Genomic DNA, 19741 nt, shown 5'->3' on the forward strand with positions numbered 1-19741 from the left:
ACATTAGTAATGGTATGAAAAAATATATACATTTAATAAGCCTGATATTTTTTATCATTGTTACCCCTTCATGCAGTGATTACCTGGAACGGGATATCAGTACAGCTATTGATGAAGAATTGGTAAACAGTGTCTATTCCTATTCCCGAAGTCGGTTAAACGCGCTATATACATTACTTCCAAGCGGCTTTTTTGAAATAGACGGTGCAATGATAGCATCAGCATCGGATGAAGCTGAACACACATATCAAAACTCAACCGTTCATTTTTATAATATAGGAAGTTGGAATCCTTTTGTTAATCCCGGTGATACATGGACTATATTCTTTACCGCTATAAGAAACGTAAATCTGTTTTTAGCAAATGTAGATGATATCAATCTTGATATGTACAGGCTTGATCCAAGGGAATCACAACAACTCATCTATCAACAAAGACTGGAAGAGATTGAGCAGTGGAAATATCAGGCGCGTTTCTTGAGAGCTTTTTATTACTTTGAACTGATAAAACGATATGGTGGTGTTCCACTCATTGAAGATGCGCTGGAATGGGGTGATGACATCACGAATGTAAAAAGAAATTCATTGTCGGAATGTGTAAAATATATTATTGACGAATGCGACGCCGCTGCATCGAAGTTGTATGTGATACAACCTTCTGCCGAACTCGGTAGAGCAACCAAGGGTGCAGCGTTGGCGCTGAAAGCAAAAGTGCTTTTGTATGCAGCTTCCGATCTGTGGAACATGCCTGGCTGGACTGGAAGCTATCCGGATACAGAATTAATATCCTTACCGGCGGGCGACCGGTCGGAACGCTGGAAGGCAGCAGCCGATGCGGCAAAAACGGTTATTGATCTCCCAGGAACAGGTTATGCACTCTCGAATGACTACAGGAATATGTTTGTCCGGGGAGATTCTTACCAAAATCCGGAGCATATTTTTGTACGAAGGGGAGGAACAAGCAATTCTTTCGAGGTAGCCAACTACCCAATCGGATTCGATAAAGGGCAGAGCGGAACAACACCTTCTCAAAACCTTGTGGATGCATATGAAGTAATAGAGGGCAATACTGCCGTACCGTTCAACTGGAACAATCCTGCACATACAGCGTCTCCTTATTCTAATCGTGATCCCCGCTTAAATATGAATATTATAACCAATAACAGTGTTTATAAAGGACGTAATGTTGAGATTTGGAGAGACGGACGCGATGGGAAACCAATTCCTCTTGCAACAAGAACGGGCTACTATTTGAAAAAGTACCTTGATGAAAACATCAATCTTCTGACAAACACGGTGAGTGTTCACAGCTGGAGCCTTATCCGTTTAGCTGATGTATACTTATGGTATGCCGAAGCATTGAACGAATACAACCCGACACATCCGGATATAAAAACTTACGTTAACCGGATAAGACAAAGACAGGGCGTTAATATGCCAGCTCTTCCCTCCGGGTTAACTCAAGAACAAATGCGCAGTACAATACGACATGAACGTTTTGTTGAACTTGCATTTGAAGGCCATCGGTTTTGGGACGCCCGAAGATGGATGATTGCACCCACAGTCTTTAATTCTCCATTGAATGGAGTAGAAATTGCAAGAACACAATCCGGTTCTTTTAATTATAGTAAAATTAAAGTAGAAGAAAGGAGTTTTCAACCAAAAATGTATTTTTATCCTATACCGCAACAAGAATTGCTCAAAATGCCTGAATGGAAACAAAATCCACTTTGGTGAAATACGTAGATCTCAAACAAACAAATAATTTGATTTAAATTAATTCAACAAAGACATGATAAGGATATTTACCATTAACATAAAGATTTTGACCTTATTGGTTGTAATTACACATAATTTTATTTCATGTGATTACGATGAATTTAAGTCTGCAGAGTATACCGCTTCGAAGCTCTATATGCCGGCAGCAGTGAGAGGTGTTTTTACAATCGATAATGTTCCACAAAGGGTAGAATGGCTACCTACACCGGGATATGCCTACGATTTTAAAATTGATCATGAGAATAATATATTTATTATCCCTTTGGGAGTATATCGTTCTGGCATTGAGCGTAAAGGAGATATCAATGTGAATATTGAAGTAAAAAACGATACCGTTAATATGCTCAAGTCAAGTGGAAAAATTCCGGAATCTACCGTAATACTTCCTTCGAATCAATATAGCATCCCCACAGCACTAACAGTTAAAAACGGTAGCGAAATCGCGGGATTTGACCTCGAAATCAATCTTGCCTATTTGCTCTCACACCCTGATGAAATATTTGCTATCGGTGTAGGCATCTCATCCGATGAGTTGGAAGTAAACCAGGATATTTCAACAACCATCATTGTCATTCACACTAAAATGCTTGTTCCTACTGCTGATTTTACCTATTCAATCAATGGGAAAACAGTAACTTTTATCAATGAATCGAGCTTTGGCATGAAATATTCATGGAATTTTGGAGATGGCAGAAGTAACTCTAAAAACCCATCTCACACATATTCATCATCCGGGAATTATATTGTAACCCTTACAACCGAAGGTGTAATGGGGCCAAGGAATCAAGCGATTGCAGAAAAGGTTATTGTTATACCATAACTAAAAAAACAATTGTATGAAGACTAAATATTTCATTCCACTTTTATTCATTTTTTCTATTCTTCTCATTTTTTCTTGCAAAGAGGAAGAGATTGTATTCAACGTTACAAACGTTACACTAAGTAAAACTACTGTTTCGATAATCGAAGGCGACAGCGAAACACTAACTGCCGTAATAGCTCCTACCAATGCCTCAAATAAAAAAGTCACATGGAAGTCAAGTGACAATGCCATTGTCATCATCGATCCTTACGGCAAAGCACAAGCCCTGAAAGCCGGCAACGCGACGATCACTGTAACTACCGAGGATGGCAATAAAACCGCGACCTGTAACGTAACTGTTTTAGCGGGATCCGTGGCCGTAAGCGGAGTCTCATTGAATAAATCTGCTTTGACATTGGATGAGGGACTCAGTGAATACCTAACTGTGACAATTGCCCCTGTAAATGCAACCAACAAAAAAATCACGTGGACATCAAGTAACAACGCAGTTGCCACTGTTGAAGGCAACGGTAATGTTACAGCCCATAAAGCAGGAAATGTTACAATCACCGTAACCACCGAAGATGGCAATAAAACAGCAACCTGTAACGTAACCGTGAATGCCGTAATCGTTGTCGCAACCGATGTTTCATTGGATAAAACATCCATATCGTTAGTTCAGGGCAACAGTAGAACCCTTACTGCCACGATTACCCCCGTAAATGCAACAAACAAAAAAGTTGAATGGCAGTCGAGTAACAATGCCATCGCCACGGTTGATTCTAATGGCAAGGTTACCGCTGTTAACGCCGGCACCGCGACAATCACCGTAACTACCGAAGATGGCAATATGACAGCAACCTGTTCAGTTAAGGTATTTGATGCTACGAGTGCCTTTACAGACAGTCGTGATGACAATGTCTATAGCTTTGTTACGATTGGCGAGCAGGTGTGGATGTCAGAAAACCTCAAATATCTGCCCAGTGTAGTAGGGCGTACAACAGACTCAAACAATGACCCTTACCACTACGTTTCCGGTTACAATGGTACCGATGCTTCGGAAGCAAAGGCTACAAGTAACTACGAAACTTACGGTGTGTTATACAACTGGCCTGCTGCAACGAATGCCTGTCCTTCGGGTTGGCACCTGCCCAGTGATGCGGAGTGGACACAGCTAACCACTTATTTGGGTGGCGAAGGTGGAGCCGGAGCCAGGTTGAAAGCAACCGGAACTGTACAGGAAGGTACAGGATTATGGAACAGCCCCAACACCGGCGCAAGCAACCAGGTCGGTTTTACAGCCCTCCCGGGTGGTAACCGTAACGCGGGAGATACATTTTTCGATCTCGGAAATGCCGCATACTGGTGGACTGCTACCGAGAGCAGTTCCACTAACGCCTGGCGCCGGGCCGTCTATCGTGATCAATGGCATGTGAACAGGAATGGTATCGCCAAAGAGATAGGCCTTTCAATCCGTTGCGTGAGAGACTAATTAACATATTTGTTTCATTTAGTTTTTATGATTATGTGAAATTTAAAAAATTACAAAAGATGAGAGCCATTATAAAGATTCTAATTGGATGCCTTATTTGTACTTGTTATTGCTTTGTATCTTCATGCACAAACTATACAGAGCAAATTCCCGAAAACCAAGATACTATAACGGCAGTGAAAACCCGCGCTACACAAATATTATGGATTGCGGCAAATAATAGCAGTACAGCCGACAAGGTATCAGCCAACTATGTATGCGACGGAGTCAATGACAATCAGGAAATTCAAACTGCACTTGACGCCCTGTCATCAGGTGGAATTGTCCACCTGTTCAATGGTACATATAATTGTACTGGGATCATCAAACCCAAGGCAAGTACAACTCTTGAAGGAGGAGGTGAATCGGGAACCTCTCTAAAATTCACAAATGATGGACGTATCAACGTTGACCATGAGTACGTGACTCTGGATGGCTTTAACATACAGGGGAGTGGGTACAGTATTGGAGTCAAATGGTTGGGAGTGATAACCATCCGTGCAAGTCATGCAAAGATCCACAACATTAAGGGTACGGCGGATGCTAGCATCCAAGCTGTATTCCTCCTTCTCCATGATCCTGCGGTGTATAACCCTGTCCTCGAAGACGTAGAGTTCATAAATTGTAAAGCCATTGATACCGGAACCTATGGATTTATACATAATGCGTGGGGTACAACAAATAAAGAGATTAATAATATCCGGTACGAAAACTGCCAGGCTATCAATTGCGGCAGGTTTGGAGCATTTAACCCTTGGGTAACCGGATTTGACTTCGCAGAACTCAATGACATCAAAGGGCTCCGGGTAAAAAATTGTCTTGCCGAAGGCACACTTGAATCCGGATTTCATTTCGAGTTTGATCCAAAGAAAGTGGATTGTATACTTGAAGACTGCATTAGTCGTAACAACGGAAAGAAACCTTATCCGACGAAACCTTACAACCCAAGTGATATGTCAACCCACTACTTCGGATGTGGTTACTACGCACCAAACGCCGACGTGAAGTTTATCCGCTGCACTGCTGAAGGCAACTCCATGAATGGGTTTCTATCAACCAACGGGGGTAAGCTCTACAACTGTATTGAGAAAACGACCGGTGCCGGAAAGACAAATTATGACTACAGAAAGCCGGCAGGATACTATGCCCTCCCATGTCGGACAACCAATCCATCCTTGGTGATGGAAAATTGCACAAGTATTGATTCCTATGCTTACGGAATATGGATCAACAATGCATCAAATATGCAGATCCTTAATTTTCATCTGGTAAACCCGGCAGGGGTCAACGGGAAAGGAACTTGTCTGGGCGGCGAACAGTTCGACAATGCCACGATAAGCATCTACGCCTCAGGAGAACGTGCGGAAACACTGATCTGGGCTAAAAACCAAAAAAACACTGTCTTTTCAGGCCAGATAGTCTCAGATTGTGCAAAACCCTTCCTGATCGAGGGCACACGTACTTCCAACATGCTCGTTAAAAACATGGAAATTGTTTCAAATACCCTGCCTCCCGGTCCGGGTGGCGTTACTGTTGCAAGCGATGTTACAGCCGGTCAAGTAACACTCCAGAACGTTTATGTAACTCCCCCATCGGTACCTACAGACAAGCCTGATCTGGTGATTACCGATATCTCCTGGGAACCGGCAAGTCCGGAAAACGGAAATGCAGTAATCCTGAGGGCAACAATCAAAAATCAAGGTAGTGTATCCACACCTGCGGGGGTGATACATGGCGTGCTTTTTACGTTCGATGACGGAGCAGCCGGGCCGGGAGTCTGGTCAGACACCCATACCGGTCCACTCGCACCCGGTGCATCAGTTACACTGACTGCCAACGGCGGTTCGGCCGGAGCAACATGGACGGCAGTCGATGGCACCCACACGGTGAAAGCTAACGTAGATGATATTAACCGGATAACGGAGAGTGATGAAACAAACAATATCATGAACAAACAAATTGTTGTCAGTCCTGGAAAGCCTGATCTGGTGGTTACCGACATCTCATGGGACCCTGCGAGCCCCGCAAGTGGTTATGCGGTGACCATGAGGGCAACAATCAAAAATCAGGGCAGTGTATCCACACCTGCGGGAGTGATACATGGCGTGCTTTTTACGTTCGATGACGGAGCAGCCGGGCCGGGAGTCTGGTCAGACACCCATACCGGTCCACTCGCACCCGGTGCATCGGTTACGCTGACTGCCAACGGCGGTTCGGCCGGAGCAACATGGACGGCAGTAGCCGGCACCCACACGGTGAAGGCTAACATAGACGATGCCAACCGGATAACGGAAAGCAATGAGACAAACAATATCGTGAGTAAACAGATTGTCGTTGGCTCCGGAAAGCCTGATCTGGTAGTTACCGATATTTCCTGGGAACCGGCAAGTCCGACAAACGGAAATGCAGTAACCATGAGGGCAACAATCAAAAATCAGGGCAGTGTATCCACACCTGCGGGAGTGATACATGGCGTGCTTTTTACGTTCGATGACGGGGCAGCCGGGCCGGGAGTCTGGTCAGACACCCATACCGGTTCGCTCGCACCCGGCGCATCGGTTACGCTGACTGCCAACGGCGGTTCGGCCGGATCAAAATGGACGGCAGTAGCCGGCACCCACACGGTGAAGGCTAACGTAGATGATATTAACCGGATAACGGAAAGCAATGAGACAAACAATATTATGAGCAAACAGATTGTCGTCGAAAACTAGGAATTATCGCCTAAGGAGAAATGACAAAAATACAACAACAATAATTATCGTTGTATTATCATGATCCCGTTGAACTGACACATAAACAGTGAACATATCAATTATTTTTAATTACTAAAAAAAGATGAAAAATATGTCATCAATCCTTTTTGTTATTCTCTTCATTTTTACATTATGTTCAGAAAATGGTATCACGGAAAGACCTCCTGTAAACAGTGAGCCTGATGAACCTAAAAAACCGCCAGTGTCCAATGTGTTATGGGTAGCGGCCAGTAACAGCAGCGCGGCAGATAAGGCACAGGCTGACTACATATGTGACGGGAGTAATGATCAACAGGAGATACAATCAGCGCTAAATAAGTTACCGCCATCAGGAGGTGTGATCAACCTGCACAGTGGTACGTACCACTGTGCAGGGATCATCACCCCTAAAACAGGATCAACTCTGAAAGGAAAGGGTGAATCTGAAACTTATCTGAAGTTCACCAATGATGGACGTATCAACGTGGATAACGAGAATGTTACTCTGGATGGCCTCAATCTTCATGGGAGTAACTATAGTGTAGGTGTTAAATGGCTGGGCGTATTAACCATACGTGCGAGCCATGCGAAAATTCACAACATTACAGGAACGGCAGACGCAAGCATTCAGGCAGTATTTCTTCTGATTCACGATCCTTCGATTTACTCTCCTACTCTCGAAGATGTAGAGTTCATTCATTGTAAGGCAACAGATACAGGGACTTATGGATTCCTTCATAATGCCTGGGGAACGGAGAATAAGGTGATGAAGAACATCCGCTACGAAGACTGCCAAGCAGTCAACTGCGGTAGATTTGGGGCATTCAACCCCTGGGTGACCGGGTTTAATTTTGCTGAGCTCAACAGCATTGAGGGGCTCCGTGTAAAAAATTGCGTTGCTGAAGGTACTCTTGAATCCGGATTTCATTTCGAGTTTGATCCCGCAAAAAAAGACTGCATTCTTGAAAATTGTGTGAGTCGTAATAACGGCAATAAACCTTACCCGTCTAAACCTTACGACAATAGCGATATGTCAACCCACTACTTCGGATGTGGTTACTATGCACCAAATGCCGATGTAACATTCATTAATTGCACGGCAGAAGCCAACTCTATGAACGGATTTTATACGACGAATGGCGGTAAGCTATACAACTGTGCGGAGAAAGAGACCGGGGTCGGGAGAACTGATTTTTCTTATCGGGTACCTGCCGGTTTCTATAGTCTTCCTACCCGTTCGGTAAATCCCTCTCTTGTGATGGATCACTGCAAGAGCATAAATTCGAATGGCTACGGAATTCAGGTAGATCTCGCGAATAACGTGAAAATTATAGACTTTCAACTGACTAATCCTTCCGGGCATAATGGAAAAGGTTCAAGCTTTGGCGGCACGCATAATGTGTTTGACAATTCAGAGGTAAATATTTATGCATCGGGTGATCGGGCGGAGACATTGATATGGGCAAAAAATAATATAAACACCGTTTTCTCCGGAAAGATCATCTCCAATAGCACTAAGCCTTTTCTAATCGAAGGTGCTCGTACTTCCAATGTCCTTGTTAAGGATATGGAAATTATTTCAGATGTGCTCCCGCCCGGCCCGGGAGGTATCACTGTTGAAAATAGTGTTCCGCCAGATCAGGTGAATCTCCAAAATGTGTATGTAACACCTCCTTCTGCTCCTTAAGAGATGTTAGACTTCCTGATATGGACATTTCCCCAGGAGAATTTATATAAAATTAAACGTGGCAATGCTATGCAGTTATCAAAAAATAATTCAGAGACTATTATATATTTCCTCTTTTTGAGTTTGTTCCCTGTTTTACAACCTTTAACGTTAAAATCCCAGTCTTTAAATAGTAACCGGGTTATTAAACTTTCATCTAACGGGACATTGGAGATCAAGAATATTGATGTGAATTCAAACCGGATTGGCCTGTATGAAAAGTTTGAAATTACGCTCGATTTTGACGATGGTACCCCTTTCTTTGGAGTAGGCATGGATCGGGAGCAAGGCAACACCTATCCCAATGAACAGATTTATTGCTGTTTTGCAAACACGGGTGGAAACTTTAACCGCCTGTTTCTGACAAACGGGACGCTTAACCTGGGAGAGATCAACCCAAACAATCCACAGCCCGACCGTGGAATAGGGAAAATAAACCTTGAGGGTACATGGCACCTCGATCAGGTAATGGAGGCAGGAGAAAGACAGGGAATATACCATATGCTATCATTGACCAACCAATGGACCTTTAACCAGAGATGGAAAAATCACTTTACTGAAGATCGGGAAAAAATGCAATTCAGGATGATGGAAAAAAACAAGAGCTACTATTATTGATAAAAATCATCTAATGTATAAATTTAAAAAAGTTAAACATGAAAAAAATAATTATTGCTGTGTTATTATTCATAGGGATATACTGTTATGGGCAAAAGTATGAAGGATTGGCGTTAACTCCTCCTATGGGGTGGAACTCCTGGAACATATTCAGGTGTGATATTAGTGAAGATTTAATTAAGGATATTGCCGATAAGTTTGTTGAATCGGGAATGAAAGATGCCGGTTACGAGTACATCGTGATTGATGACTGCTGGCAAATAAACAGAGATGAAAAAGGAAAGATAGTACCCGACCCGGAACGATTTCCTTCGGGTATAAAGGCTCTGGCAGATTATGTCCACTCAAAGGGACTGAAATTTGGAATTTATTCGTGTGCCGGAACAAAAACGTGTCAAAATCGGCCCGGGAGCAATGGGTATGAGATAATTGATGCCAATACCTATGCTGAATGGGGCGTTGATTATTTAAAGTATGATTGGTGCAATTCCGAAGGTATCGACCCACATAAAGCATATATCGATATGAGTAAAGCCCTTGCAGATACAGGCAGGCCAATAGTTTTCAGCATGTGTGAATGGGGCAACAGCCGTCCCTGGAGTTGGGCGCAAAATGTGGGTCATTTATGGCGTACAACAAACGATATTTTGGATTGCTGGGATTGCAGGCGAGAATGGGGAGGTATGGGCTGGACAATCATCCTTGACTCACAGGTAGGTTTGGAAAAATATGCCGGCCCGGGACATTGGAATGATCCTGATATGCTTGAAGTGGGAAACGGGAAAATGAGCTATAATGAATATGTAGCACACTTCAGCTTTTGGTGTTTGCTTGCTGCACCCTTAATGGCAGGAAATGATCTTCGCAAAATGGATGCTAATATAAAAGAGATTCTTCTGAATAAAGATGCCATTGCCATCAATCAGGATACTGCAGGGATTCAGGGGAAAAAAGTATATGATGAAGGAGACTTTGAAATATGGCAAAAAGAACTCGATAACGATGATATTGCCGTGATATATTTTAACAGGAATCAACGCTCCTTCACCTTTCCCACTCTCTGGGAAGAGATTGGCATTGCTGGTGATATGAGCGTATATGATATTTGGAAACATGAGAATATCGGTGAGGTTAATCAGTTAAAGAATCTTGAGATAGAGGGACACTCCGTTAAATTCTTTCGGTTATCCGGTTCGGCAAAATGATGAATCTCTTAATATAATAAACTCGATAACAGAGATATGATTCTATGAAGATACAATACATATGTCTCATCCTGATTATGCTTATTGGTTTATCAGACCTGGGTTTTTTACAGGGACAAAACACAATAATTCAGGAACAAAACTTAACGGGAGAAGAATATTTAAAAGATACCAAGCCTCTGGAACTGGAAAGTATCGAAGTGCTCCGTTCCGAAATGATTGGAGGGATGTTCAGCTATTTTTCCAAGGTGTTAGAATCGGGCAGTCTGAATAAAAATCAATATTGGAACCAAAATTATTCTTCTACACATGAGTATGAAGCATCAATTGCCTCCAACAGGGAAAGGTTTAAAAAAATTACCAGGATAGTAGATGGGCGTTTACCATTTGACGGGTTAGTTCTATTGGAAAGCACAGCTCATAAAGCACTGGTAGCACAAACAGACAACTATTCGGTTTATCGCGTAAAATGGCCAGTCTTGGAGGGTGTTACAGGTACAGGTTTGTGGATTGAACCTCACAAAAACGTTCAGGCACAGATAGTGGTTATACCTGATGCAGATCAGTCGCCCGAAATGTTGATGGGGTTAAATCCCGGAATCCCGGATGAATCCTTGCTTGCACCGCGACTGGCGAATGCCGGTTGCAGACTGATTATACCGCTGATAATCGACAGGGACGATACTTGGTCGGGAAACCCTGAGGTAGTCATGACAAACCAGCCTCACAGGGAGTTTATTTATCGGCGTGCTTATCAGGTAGGAAGGCATATCATCGGATATGAAGTTCAGAAAGTGCTGGCGGCTGTTGATTGGTTCAAACAGCAGGCACCCGAACTACCCGTAGGCGTAGCCGGATATGGTGAAGGAGGGCTATTGGCATTTTACAGTGGCGCCGCAGACACCCGTATTGACGGTGTGTTGGTAAGCGGTTATTTTCAAGAGCGAGAAAAAGTATGGGAAGAACCTTTATACAGAAATGTGTGGGGTTTACTGGAAGAATTCGGAGATGCGGAAATTGCCGGCCTGATAGCTCCCAGGTTATTGGTGGTAGAGGCCTGTCAAGGTCCTGAAGTGAAAGGCCCTCCCAACGCCGTCGGCGGTCGAAAAGAGGTTGCAGCTCCGGGTCGTTTAACCACACCTCCATTAAACTCGGTACTTAATGAAGCTCACCAGGCAGAAGAACTATTTCGCAAATTGGGAATACCTTCAAAATTTCAATTGATAGTAAATGATAAAGGAAGGGGAATTCCTGGCTCAATGGCTGCTACAGAAAAATTATTTACCGGCCTCGGAGTCAATGCAGAGATATCAACCGGACCGAATCAACGCCCTATTCGTTTAACCACAGGTTTCAATTTCGATACTCGAATGCAGCAACAATTTTATGAGTTGATGAATCACATTGAATTGCTTGTAAAGAAGAGTCCAAAACAGCGGGAAAAATTCTGGAGCAAGGCAGACCCTTCGTCAGTGGAAAAATGGGAAGAATCAACTGAGTTTTACAGAGATTATTTCTGGAAAGAAATTATCGGAAAAATGCCTTCACCTGATCAGCCATTTAACCCCCAATCTAAACTGATATACGAAAATTCCAAGTGGAAAGGCTACCTGATAAAGCTGGATGTTTGGGAAGGGATACCCGCGGGTGGAATCATGTTGATCCCGAATAACCTGAAACAGGGAGAACAGTATCCTCTCGTGGTACTTCAGCATGGTCTGGGTGGACGTGCCGAATCTTATGTAAATTCTGAAAGGGACTCATTCGGATCTAAATTGATCGATATGGGCTACATTGTATATGCCCCACAGAATCCTTACGGTTTGGAAAATTTCAGAATATTTCAGCGAATGGCCAATCCTTTGAAACAATCGATCTTTTCAGTCACTATCGGTCAACACGACCAGACGTTACAATGGTTAAAAACGTTGCCTTTCGTAGACGAAGATCGTATCGGGTTTTATGGATTATCTTATGGAGGAAAAAGCGCCGTCCGGATACCGGCTGTTCTAAAAGATTATAAAGTAGTAGTTTGCTCAGGAGATTTTAATGAATGGGTATGGAAGACTACCTCATTGGACTTTCCTGCCAGCTATATGTTCGTGGGGGAATATGAGGTGTTTGAGTTTAACCTTGGGAACAGGGTAAATTACGCGGAAATGGCAGGGTTGATTGCCCCAAGAGCGTTTATGGTTGAACGGGGGCACTGGGACCCGGTTGCACCCGATGAGTGGGTTGCTTACGAATATGCCAAAGTCAGAAGGCTGTATACACAATTAGGTATCGGGGAGTGTACTGATATCGAATTCTTCGACGGAGGACACAAGATTAACGGAGTGAAAACCTTAGAGTTCCTTGAAAAACACCTTAAGAAAATAGCAGAATAAATGATTATCATTACTTCCGCACACAAAAATAGAAAAAATGAGGAAAAGAATAATTTTAAAAAAAACGGCAGTGCCGGTTATACTTATAGCGCTTATCTTGAGCGCAGTAGGATGCACTAACAACAGTAGAGCAGAGGATAACGACATAGTTATTGAAAATAGTGAGTTAAAACTCATTTTAAGCAGTAACGGAACCGCGAAAAGCCTTATTCATAAACCAACCCAACAGGAATGCTTATTAAGAGGGGCTAATCTGCCGGTCTTCTCAATCAGGCAGGAAAGGCCCTATGATAATGAGCATCAGCTGGCTTATCCGGCTATCAGCAAAGAGTTCTCTTCAGATACGATATACCAGGTGGATGATCAACTTGTCGTCGGTTTCGAGTTGATAGATTATCAAGCATATATTGATCTGAAAATAACGGATCACTATATTGGTTTTGCTCTTGAGAAGCTGGAATATCACATGGACGATATCGGCATAAAACGAAAGACTGAAATAGATGAATTCACACTCCTGCAAATTCCATTGAAAGAGAGAAGCAATTTTGGGGAGTGGCTGAACGTGATGTGGGACGAAAATGTGGCAGTAAATTTACTGGCTGCCAATCCCACAACTAAAATTGAATCAAAAACAAGAGACGGTTGTAAAGTTGTCCGTGCAGGAGGTGTTGCAGAAGTACAGATTGAAGGGATAGAAGCTGTACTGATTGCCACGGAAACTGCTGCACTTCTCGACCGTATCGACAGGGTCGAACGTGACTACGGCCTCCCTTTGGGGGTTGAAAGCAGGCGCTGCAAAGAATATAAAAATTCATATTATGAACTCAGAAATGTCACCACGCAAAATATAGATGAGCACATATCCTTTGCAAAGCAGGGAGGATTCAAGCAGATGGTGATTTATTATACTGATTTTGCTGCATCTATGGGGCATTTTCCGTGGAAATTCCAATATCCGGGAGGGATGAAGGATTTACAGGAAATTGTGAAAAAGATTGAGGATGCCGGCATGATCGCCGGACTCCATCTTCATTATAATAAAGCAGGGATAAACGATTCCTATGTTACTCCTATCCCGGATTCCCGGTTAAACGTACGGAACGTTTTCACACTGTCGAAAAATGTTAATAGGAGTGATACTGTTATCACTGTAGAAGAAAACCCGGACGGGACTACTTTGGAGGATGGAAGGCGTTATCTGAAGATTGGAAATGAATTGGTCAGTTATAAAGGCTACACGACTTCTCCACCCTATCAATTTACAGGATGTCAACGGGGTGCATTGCACACATCTCCCAACAATTTAGATGCCGGTTACATGCTTGGAATATTGGATGTAGACACATGGCCGGTTTTTGTACGGTTTAATCAGAGAACCGGCATTCAGGAAGAGGTAGCGGAAAGGCTTGCGAATATCTATGATCAGGCAGGATTTAAGTTCATATATTTCGATGGGGCAGAAGATGTTCCACCTCCCTATTGGTATAATGTCTCGAAAGCTCAACTGGACGTATATAAAGCGTTTAAAAATAAGCCCCTCTTTTCGGAAGGGGCATGTAAATCGCACTTCAGCTGGCATATTCTGACCCGTGGGAATGCTTTTGACATATTTCGTCCCGAAGTAATCAAAGAAGCCACACGGATTCATCCTGTAGCAGAAGCGAGACTGGTTTCAAATGATTTCACCGGTATTGATTTCGGTTGGGTCGGCTATGTGGCCCCGGATAAAAGTACGATAGGTATCCAACCTGACATGCTCGAGTATATCACCAGCCGTGCAGCCGGGTGGAACTCGATTATTTCACTTATTGGAAATCTTGATCAGTTGAAAGCTCACCCTAGAACGGGAGATAATCTGGAAGTGATCAGAAGGTGGGAGGAAGTACGAGAAAAAGATATCCTGACAGCCGAGCAAAAGAGAGAGCTCCGGGAGTCTGGGCAAGAACATATACTGCTGGTAAATGAAAATGGGGATTATGAACTTGTACCATACCAGCAAATAACTGATCTTGCTGATGGAAGTCAGGAAATTCGGGCATTTATATTTGAACGGAACAGTAAAATATGGGTCGTTTACTGGCATATCTCAGGAGAATCAAACATCCTGTTGCCGGTAAATTATGAGAACATAAAACTTTTTGAAGAATTAGGAAAAGAGATCCCGGTCGAAGAAAATGGCAACGGAATTAATTTACCCGTTGGAAACCGAAAATACGCGCAATTTGATCTGCCAAGGGAAAAAGTAATCGAGATATTCTCACAAGCAGTTTTACAATAAAAAATAATGAGAATTTATCAAACACTATTAAGAAGTTGAATTAATTAAAACAAAAAATTATGATTAAGGTAACATGTGGATTCACGATTCCGATAACCTTATATGGTTTGCCTCCAAGTGTAAATAATCTTTTAAAAGTGATGGGAGAGATAAGCGAAGCCGGGTTTGACACCATCGAAATGGAAATAGATGCCGGTGAGTGCCAAACTTATGCCGATAAATGGCAAACGATAATAGATCGTTCAAAGAGCCTGAAACTGGATGTTGTAAGTATCATGGCTGTTACCTACGAACTTTTTTCCTTTGATGAGGAAAAACGGCGAAATTCGTTGGAACGATTTTCCCAAATTTGTGAAATGACGGCTGCCATAGGAGCAAAAATGGTGACCAACTGCTTCTATCTCCCACCGGAAATGGTTCCCAAGGAAAGAACATCCCTCTATCACGGCGGGCCTGCCGATGCCGTTGCTATACCTGAAGGGTTTGTATGGGAAGAACTCAGGAATAATGTCATCGCCCAATTAAGAAAAGCATCAGGTATTGCCGAAAAGAATGGGCTGCAGTTTGCGATGGAGATGAGGGCGGGCGATTTTATTTCATCCGTCGATGGTGTTATCTCTATATTTAAAGATGTAGGCGTGGAGAATATCGGCATGGTATACGATGTTGCCCATGCAAACGCTATAGGAGAATATCTGGATTTAGGCATATATAAACTGAACAATTACCTCAAACTGGTTCATCTCTCCGATAACGATGGTACTAGACCGTACCACTACCAGCCTGGCAGGGGAAATATTAATTTCAGGAATATCATTCACACTTTAAAGAAGGTTAAATATGAAGGGTATGTAGTGGTTGATATCAGTGGAATTGATAACATCATGCAGGAGGCTGTAAAAATGAAAGAAATGTTGGAAAAACTGATAGCAGAGTGAGATCTTATGTTCAATAATGAAAAATCAATCGTATGAAGTTAAGTGTATCATCTAAACTATATCAGAATTACAGGTTGGAGGAAACTATTAAACGGATTGCCAAACTCGGCTACGACGGCATAGAGATTTGGGGTGGACGTCCGCATGCATATTACCGGGATATCAACCAGACGACTGTTTCATCTATGAGAGATATAATCGAAAAGGCCGGACTTGAAATATCCGGCTTTATCCCAGCGCAGTTTGGTTACCCGACAAGTTTATGCAGCCCAATCCCATCTATCCGGAAAGATAGCGTGGAATACATCAAAAATAGTATCGACACATCCCTTTTACTGGGATGCAGGAAAGTAAGTCTTTGTCCTGGCCGCACCCTGTACGGGCAGGGCTATAACAGTGGAATGGCCGAATTAACAAGTAGTCTCGATGAGCTGGTGGACTATGCAGTTGCGAAAGAGGTGCTTCTGTTATTGGAACCGGCCCATATGATGGAAAGTGATCTGGTTCTCACGGTGGAAGACGGGGTAAGGCTCATCGAAGATCAAAAATACCCAAATATGGGCATCGCTCTAGACACCGGTCATTGTCACGTGAACAAGGAATCATTGGTAGACTCTCTGTTACTTTTGAAGAGAAAAAACATTCCACTGCATGTTCACTTGGATGATAACAACGGGCTGGCCGATCAGCATAAGATTCCGGGGGAGGGAACAATCTGTTTTGCACCATTTTTTCAAACCTTGCTTGAAACCGGATATAAAGGATTTTTGACCGTGGAATTGGGTTTCGATTATACTTCCAGTCCGGATGAAGCTGCCCACCAAAGCAGAGAATTTGTCCTGTCAGTTCTGAAAGATACCCATATTCGTATCAAAAAAGGGCAATAATAATGAAAAAATAATCCAATGACTTTAAAGGAGAAGATTGCAGGCAGAAAAAGGAGAAATGCTAAAATCATCCTTCTTTTATTCATTTCTCTCTTTTTCAGCCATTATGAAGTAATGGCACAGATAAAAGCCGGAACAGGAAAAAGCAATATAACGACAGATTCGGGAAATATCAACGACTCCCTGTATGTGAAAACCCTGGTTCTGGAGAACGGAGAGTTAAAGATAGCTATCATTACCATGGATGTAGTTGCCATTGGAACCATAGGGAATATTCCGGATGATTTTTTACATGATGTTAGAAATGAAATTGAAGAGAAGTTCGGTATTGATAGAGATCATGTTTTGGTAAGTGCTTCACATAATCATCATGACGGATTTTTAACCGGTGAAAACAGCTTGCGCGACGATATCCGGGAGAGGACTGTCTCGGCTTTAGGGAGAGCAATTTTAAACCTTGAACCGGTAAAAATTGGAGTGGGAACAAGCTTTGAAGATCGTTTCGCGATGAATCGCCGTATCAATCTCAAAAACGGCAAGGTTTTTACGATTCGGCATGCGAATCCAAATATGCCGGATGAAGAAATTACCGGTTTGGGAGAGATTGACCCCGAAATAGGAATTCTGAAAATAGACCGGTTAGACGGTACTCCCAAAGCCGTACTTTATAATTATGGCTGTCATCCTTACACGGGAGTTCCGAATAAAGGAGTAACCGCCGAATACCCCGGATTTGCCTCCCGTTTAATTGAGGAACAACTCGGGCAGGGAGCTTTGGCTTTTTTTCTACAGGGTGCAGCAGGAGATATAACAGAAATAATGTATAAGGATGTAAACCATCCGAGAGATAGTGAACCTTTTGGTCAAATGCTCGGACTAAATGTACTAAACAGGACAAGAGAAATAGCCACCTGCGAAACTAAACGGTTATCTGTGGTTAACAAGGTCATCTATCTTCCACTTCGTTCGGATTTTGCTTCGAATCTGAATGCTTTGGAAATGGAAACTCAGATACTTTTGGACTCTCTCAGATCAACAAGTTTGAACTTAAAAACATTTCTTCCTTTATACTTGAAATACAAAATTTCCGAATCCTATCCTTCCTATTATAAATATCTATATCTGGATGAAGAGAAAAAAGGAACAGAAGATTTCAAGAAACTGGATGAATCAAATAGGAGAGATATCGATAAATATATCCGCAATATCCATATAATGGAGAGGCTATCTCATATTCGTGAAGATATCTATTGGTTAAAACTTAGAAAGGAGTTGGCCAACAAAACTGGAGGAACGAGTATTCCTGTAGAGATTTTGGGAATCCGCATCGGAGACTTTATACTTGTTTCTTTTCCGGGAGAAGCATTTGCAGCTGTAGGACTTAGCATCAAGAAAATGTCGCCATATCCTTTTACTTTTCTTTCAGCTTATTCCAACGGTTACATACATTATGCTCCCGACAAAGAGGCCTTTCAAAAAGGCGGATATGAAGTGACAAATTGCATTCTTGCACCCGAATGGCAGGAGACTTATGAAAAAGAGATACTGAGAGTGATAAAGCAATTATAAATTAGCCAATGAAAAAAGAAATTACAACAAAAGTTATACCCGTTCATTTCGGTGAAAAAGTCATCGAACTGCATGTACCAAAGAAAAATCTTTGTTTCAACCTAAAAAGAAATGACTTCGATGCACCGGAGGACCCTCGTGCTGAGATAAGAATGGCTTTGCAGAATCCAAAAGGAACAGAAAGATTGAAAGAGATGGTTTCAAAAGACTCTGCCGTTGTAATCTTGGCAGATGACAGAACAAGAGTCACTCCCCAGAAATTAATTCTCCCGTTGATTCTTGATGAATTGCACGAAGCGGGAATTGACAACGAACAGATCAAGCTGGTTATAGCCTATGGCACTCACAGGCCTATGACAGATAAAGAGATACTGGAACGGTTCGGACAGGATATTATTGATCAGATTGAGATAAAACATCATGATTGTCATGATAATCTGGCAAACAGGGGAATCACAAAGAGAGGAACACGCATAGTAGTCAACAAAGAGGTTCTCAATGCCGATATCCGTATAGGAGTAGGGGGGGTACTGCCTCACCATCCAGTCGGTTGGAGCGGTGGTGCCAAAATACTTCTTCCCGGAGTGGCAGGAACTGAAACAGTTCATGCCATGCACCTGCTGGGAGCAACTGAACAGCAATTAGGCAAGGTACTAACTCCCTGCCGAGAAGAAATGGAAGACTTTGCAAGAGATATCGGACTTCATTTTATTGTGAATGTTATACAGACTGATAAAGGAGAGCTGCTGAAAGCTGTGGCAGGTCACTTTATTGAAGCACATCGTGAAGCTGTAAGGTGGGGAATGAAAATTTTCGGAGCAAAATTCGCTCAAGCAGCCGACATCACCATCAGTAGCGCTTATCCATCTGATTACGACTTAACCCAGGCCGATAAAGGGTTGTTCTCGGCAGAGATTGCTACTAAACCCAAGGGTGAAATTATTCTTCTATCACCTTGTTATGAAGGAATTGCACCTACTCATGGAAAAGAGATTGCCCGCCTTGCCAAATATGATGATGCCACGCTTTTCAAAATGTTGGAGGATAATGTTATTGAAGACCGGTTTGGAGCTTCGGAGTGTATGTACCTGAATCATATTAAGCGGAATTTTAAAGCCACTTTAACAATGGACCCGATACTGACCAATCTGCTTGGATTTCATTATTTGAACATAGATGATCTACAAGAGTATTTGGGTAAACGTATCAATCTGGATAATGATATTCAAATTGGAATAGTACACAATAGCAGCGAGGTGTTACCGGTGCAGAAATAAACTGAAA

At 42.6% G+C, this 19741-nt stretch carries 13 protein-coding genes; all 13 read left to right on the top strand.

Annotation, left to right across the window (positions count from 1 at the left end; translation table 11 throughout):
- Positions 1-14 precede the first annotated feature (14 nt).
- The 13 genes from AC1HCU_RS10700 (at position 15) to AC1HCU_RS10760 (ending at position 19734) form a co-directional block, all read left to right on the top strand.
- Positions 15-1736: a RagB/SusD family nutrient uptake outer membrane protein gene (locus AC1HCU_RS10700; protein WP_480365854.1), complete on the top strand. Its 1722-nt coding sequence runs from the start codon at positions 15-17 to the stop codon at positions 1734-1736.
- Positions 1737-1791: 55 nt separating this feature from the next.
- Positions 1792-2598 carry a PKD domain-containing protein gene (locus tag AC1HCU_RS10705; RefSeq protein WP_286880540.1) on the top strand — a complete coding sequence of 269 codons (807 nt, stop codon included), beginning with the start codon at positions 1792-1794 and terminating at the stop codon, positions 2596-2598.
- A 16-nt stretch (positions 2599-2614) separates the two neighbouring features.
- The gene (locus AC1HCU_RS10710) at positions 2615-4072 is read left to right on the top strand and encodes an Ig-like domain-containing protein (protein WP_286880541.1); all 1458 of its coding nucleotides are present in this window, start codon (positions 2615-2617) and stop codon (positions 4070-4072) included.
- 176 nt (positions 4073-4248) lie between these two features.
- Positions 4249-6825 (top strand): CARDB domain-containing protein, encoded by a 2577-nt coding sequence (locus tag AC1HCU_RS10715; protein WP_238867803.1) that lies wholly within the window; start codon positions 4249-4251, stop codon positions 6823-6825.
- Positions 6826-6958: 133 nt separating this feature from the next.
- On the top strand, positions 6959-8533 hold the full coding sequence (locus tag AC1HCU_RS10720) for a right-handed parallel beta-helix repeat-containing protein (protein ID WP_238867804.1): 1575 nt from the start codon (positions 6959-6961) through the stop codon (positions 8531-8533).
- Positions 8534-8740: 207 nt separating this feature from the next.
- A complete protein-coding gene (locus AC1HCU_RS10725) occupies positions 8741-9190 on the top strand; it encodes a hypothetical protein (RefSeq protein WP_238867805.1) in 450 nt (149 codons plus the stop codon).
- Positions 9191-9228: 38 nt separating this feature from the next.
- Positions 9229-10395, top strand: coding sequence for a glycoside hydrolase family 27 protein (locus AC1HCU_RS10730; RefSeq protein ID WP_238867806.1), 1167 nt, complete (start codon positions 9229-9231; stop codon positions 10393-10395).
- Positions 10396-10439: 44 nt separating this feature from the next.
- On the top strand, positions 10440-12782 hold the full coding sequence (locus tag AC1HCU_RS10735) for an alpha/beta hydrolase family protein (protein ID WP_238867807.1): 2343 nt from the start codon (positions 10440-10442) through the stop codon (positions 12780-12782).
- A gap of 37 nt (positions 12783-12819) precedes the next feature.
- A complete protein-coding gene (locus AC1HCU_RS10740) occupies positions 12820-15063 on the top strand; it encodes an alpha-amylase family protein (RefSeq protein ID WP_238867808.1) in 2244 nt (747 codons plus the stop codon).
- A 59-nt stretch (positions 15064-15122) separates the two neighbouring features.
- The gene (locus AC1HCU_RS10745; RefSeq protein ID WP_238867809.1) at positions 15123-16001 is read left to right on the top strand and encodes a sugar phosphate isomerase/epimerase family protein; all 879 of its coding nucleotides are present in this window, start codon (positions 15123-15125) and stop codon (positions 15999-16001) included.
- A gap of 32 nt (positions 16002-16033) precedes the next feature.
- Positions 16034-16888, top strand: a complete 855-nt coding sequence (locus AC1HCU_RS10750) for a sugar phosphate isomerase/epimerase family protein (protein ID WP_238867810.1) — start codon at positions 16034-16036, stop codon at positions 16886-16888.
- 18 nt (positions 16889-16906) lie between these two features.
- On the top strand, positions 16907-18457 hold the full coding sequence (locus tag AC1HCU_RS10755) for a hypothetical protein (RefSeq protein WP_238867811.1): 1551 nt from the start codon (positions 16907-16909) through the stop codon (positions 18455-18457).
- A gap of 8 nt (positions 18458-18465) precedes the next feature.
- The gene (locus AC1HCU_RS10760; RefSeq protein ID WP_480365862.1) at positions 18466-19734 is read left to right on the top strand and encodes a lactate racemase domain-containing protein; all 1269 of its coding nucleotides are present in this window, start codon (positions 18466-18468) and stop codon (positions 19732-19734) included.
- Positions 19735-19741: the final 7 nt, after the last annotated feature.

This window comes from Proteiniphilum sp. LBM24028 (assembly GCF_056629195.1).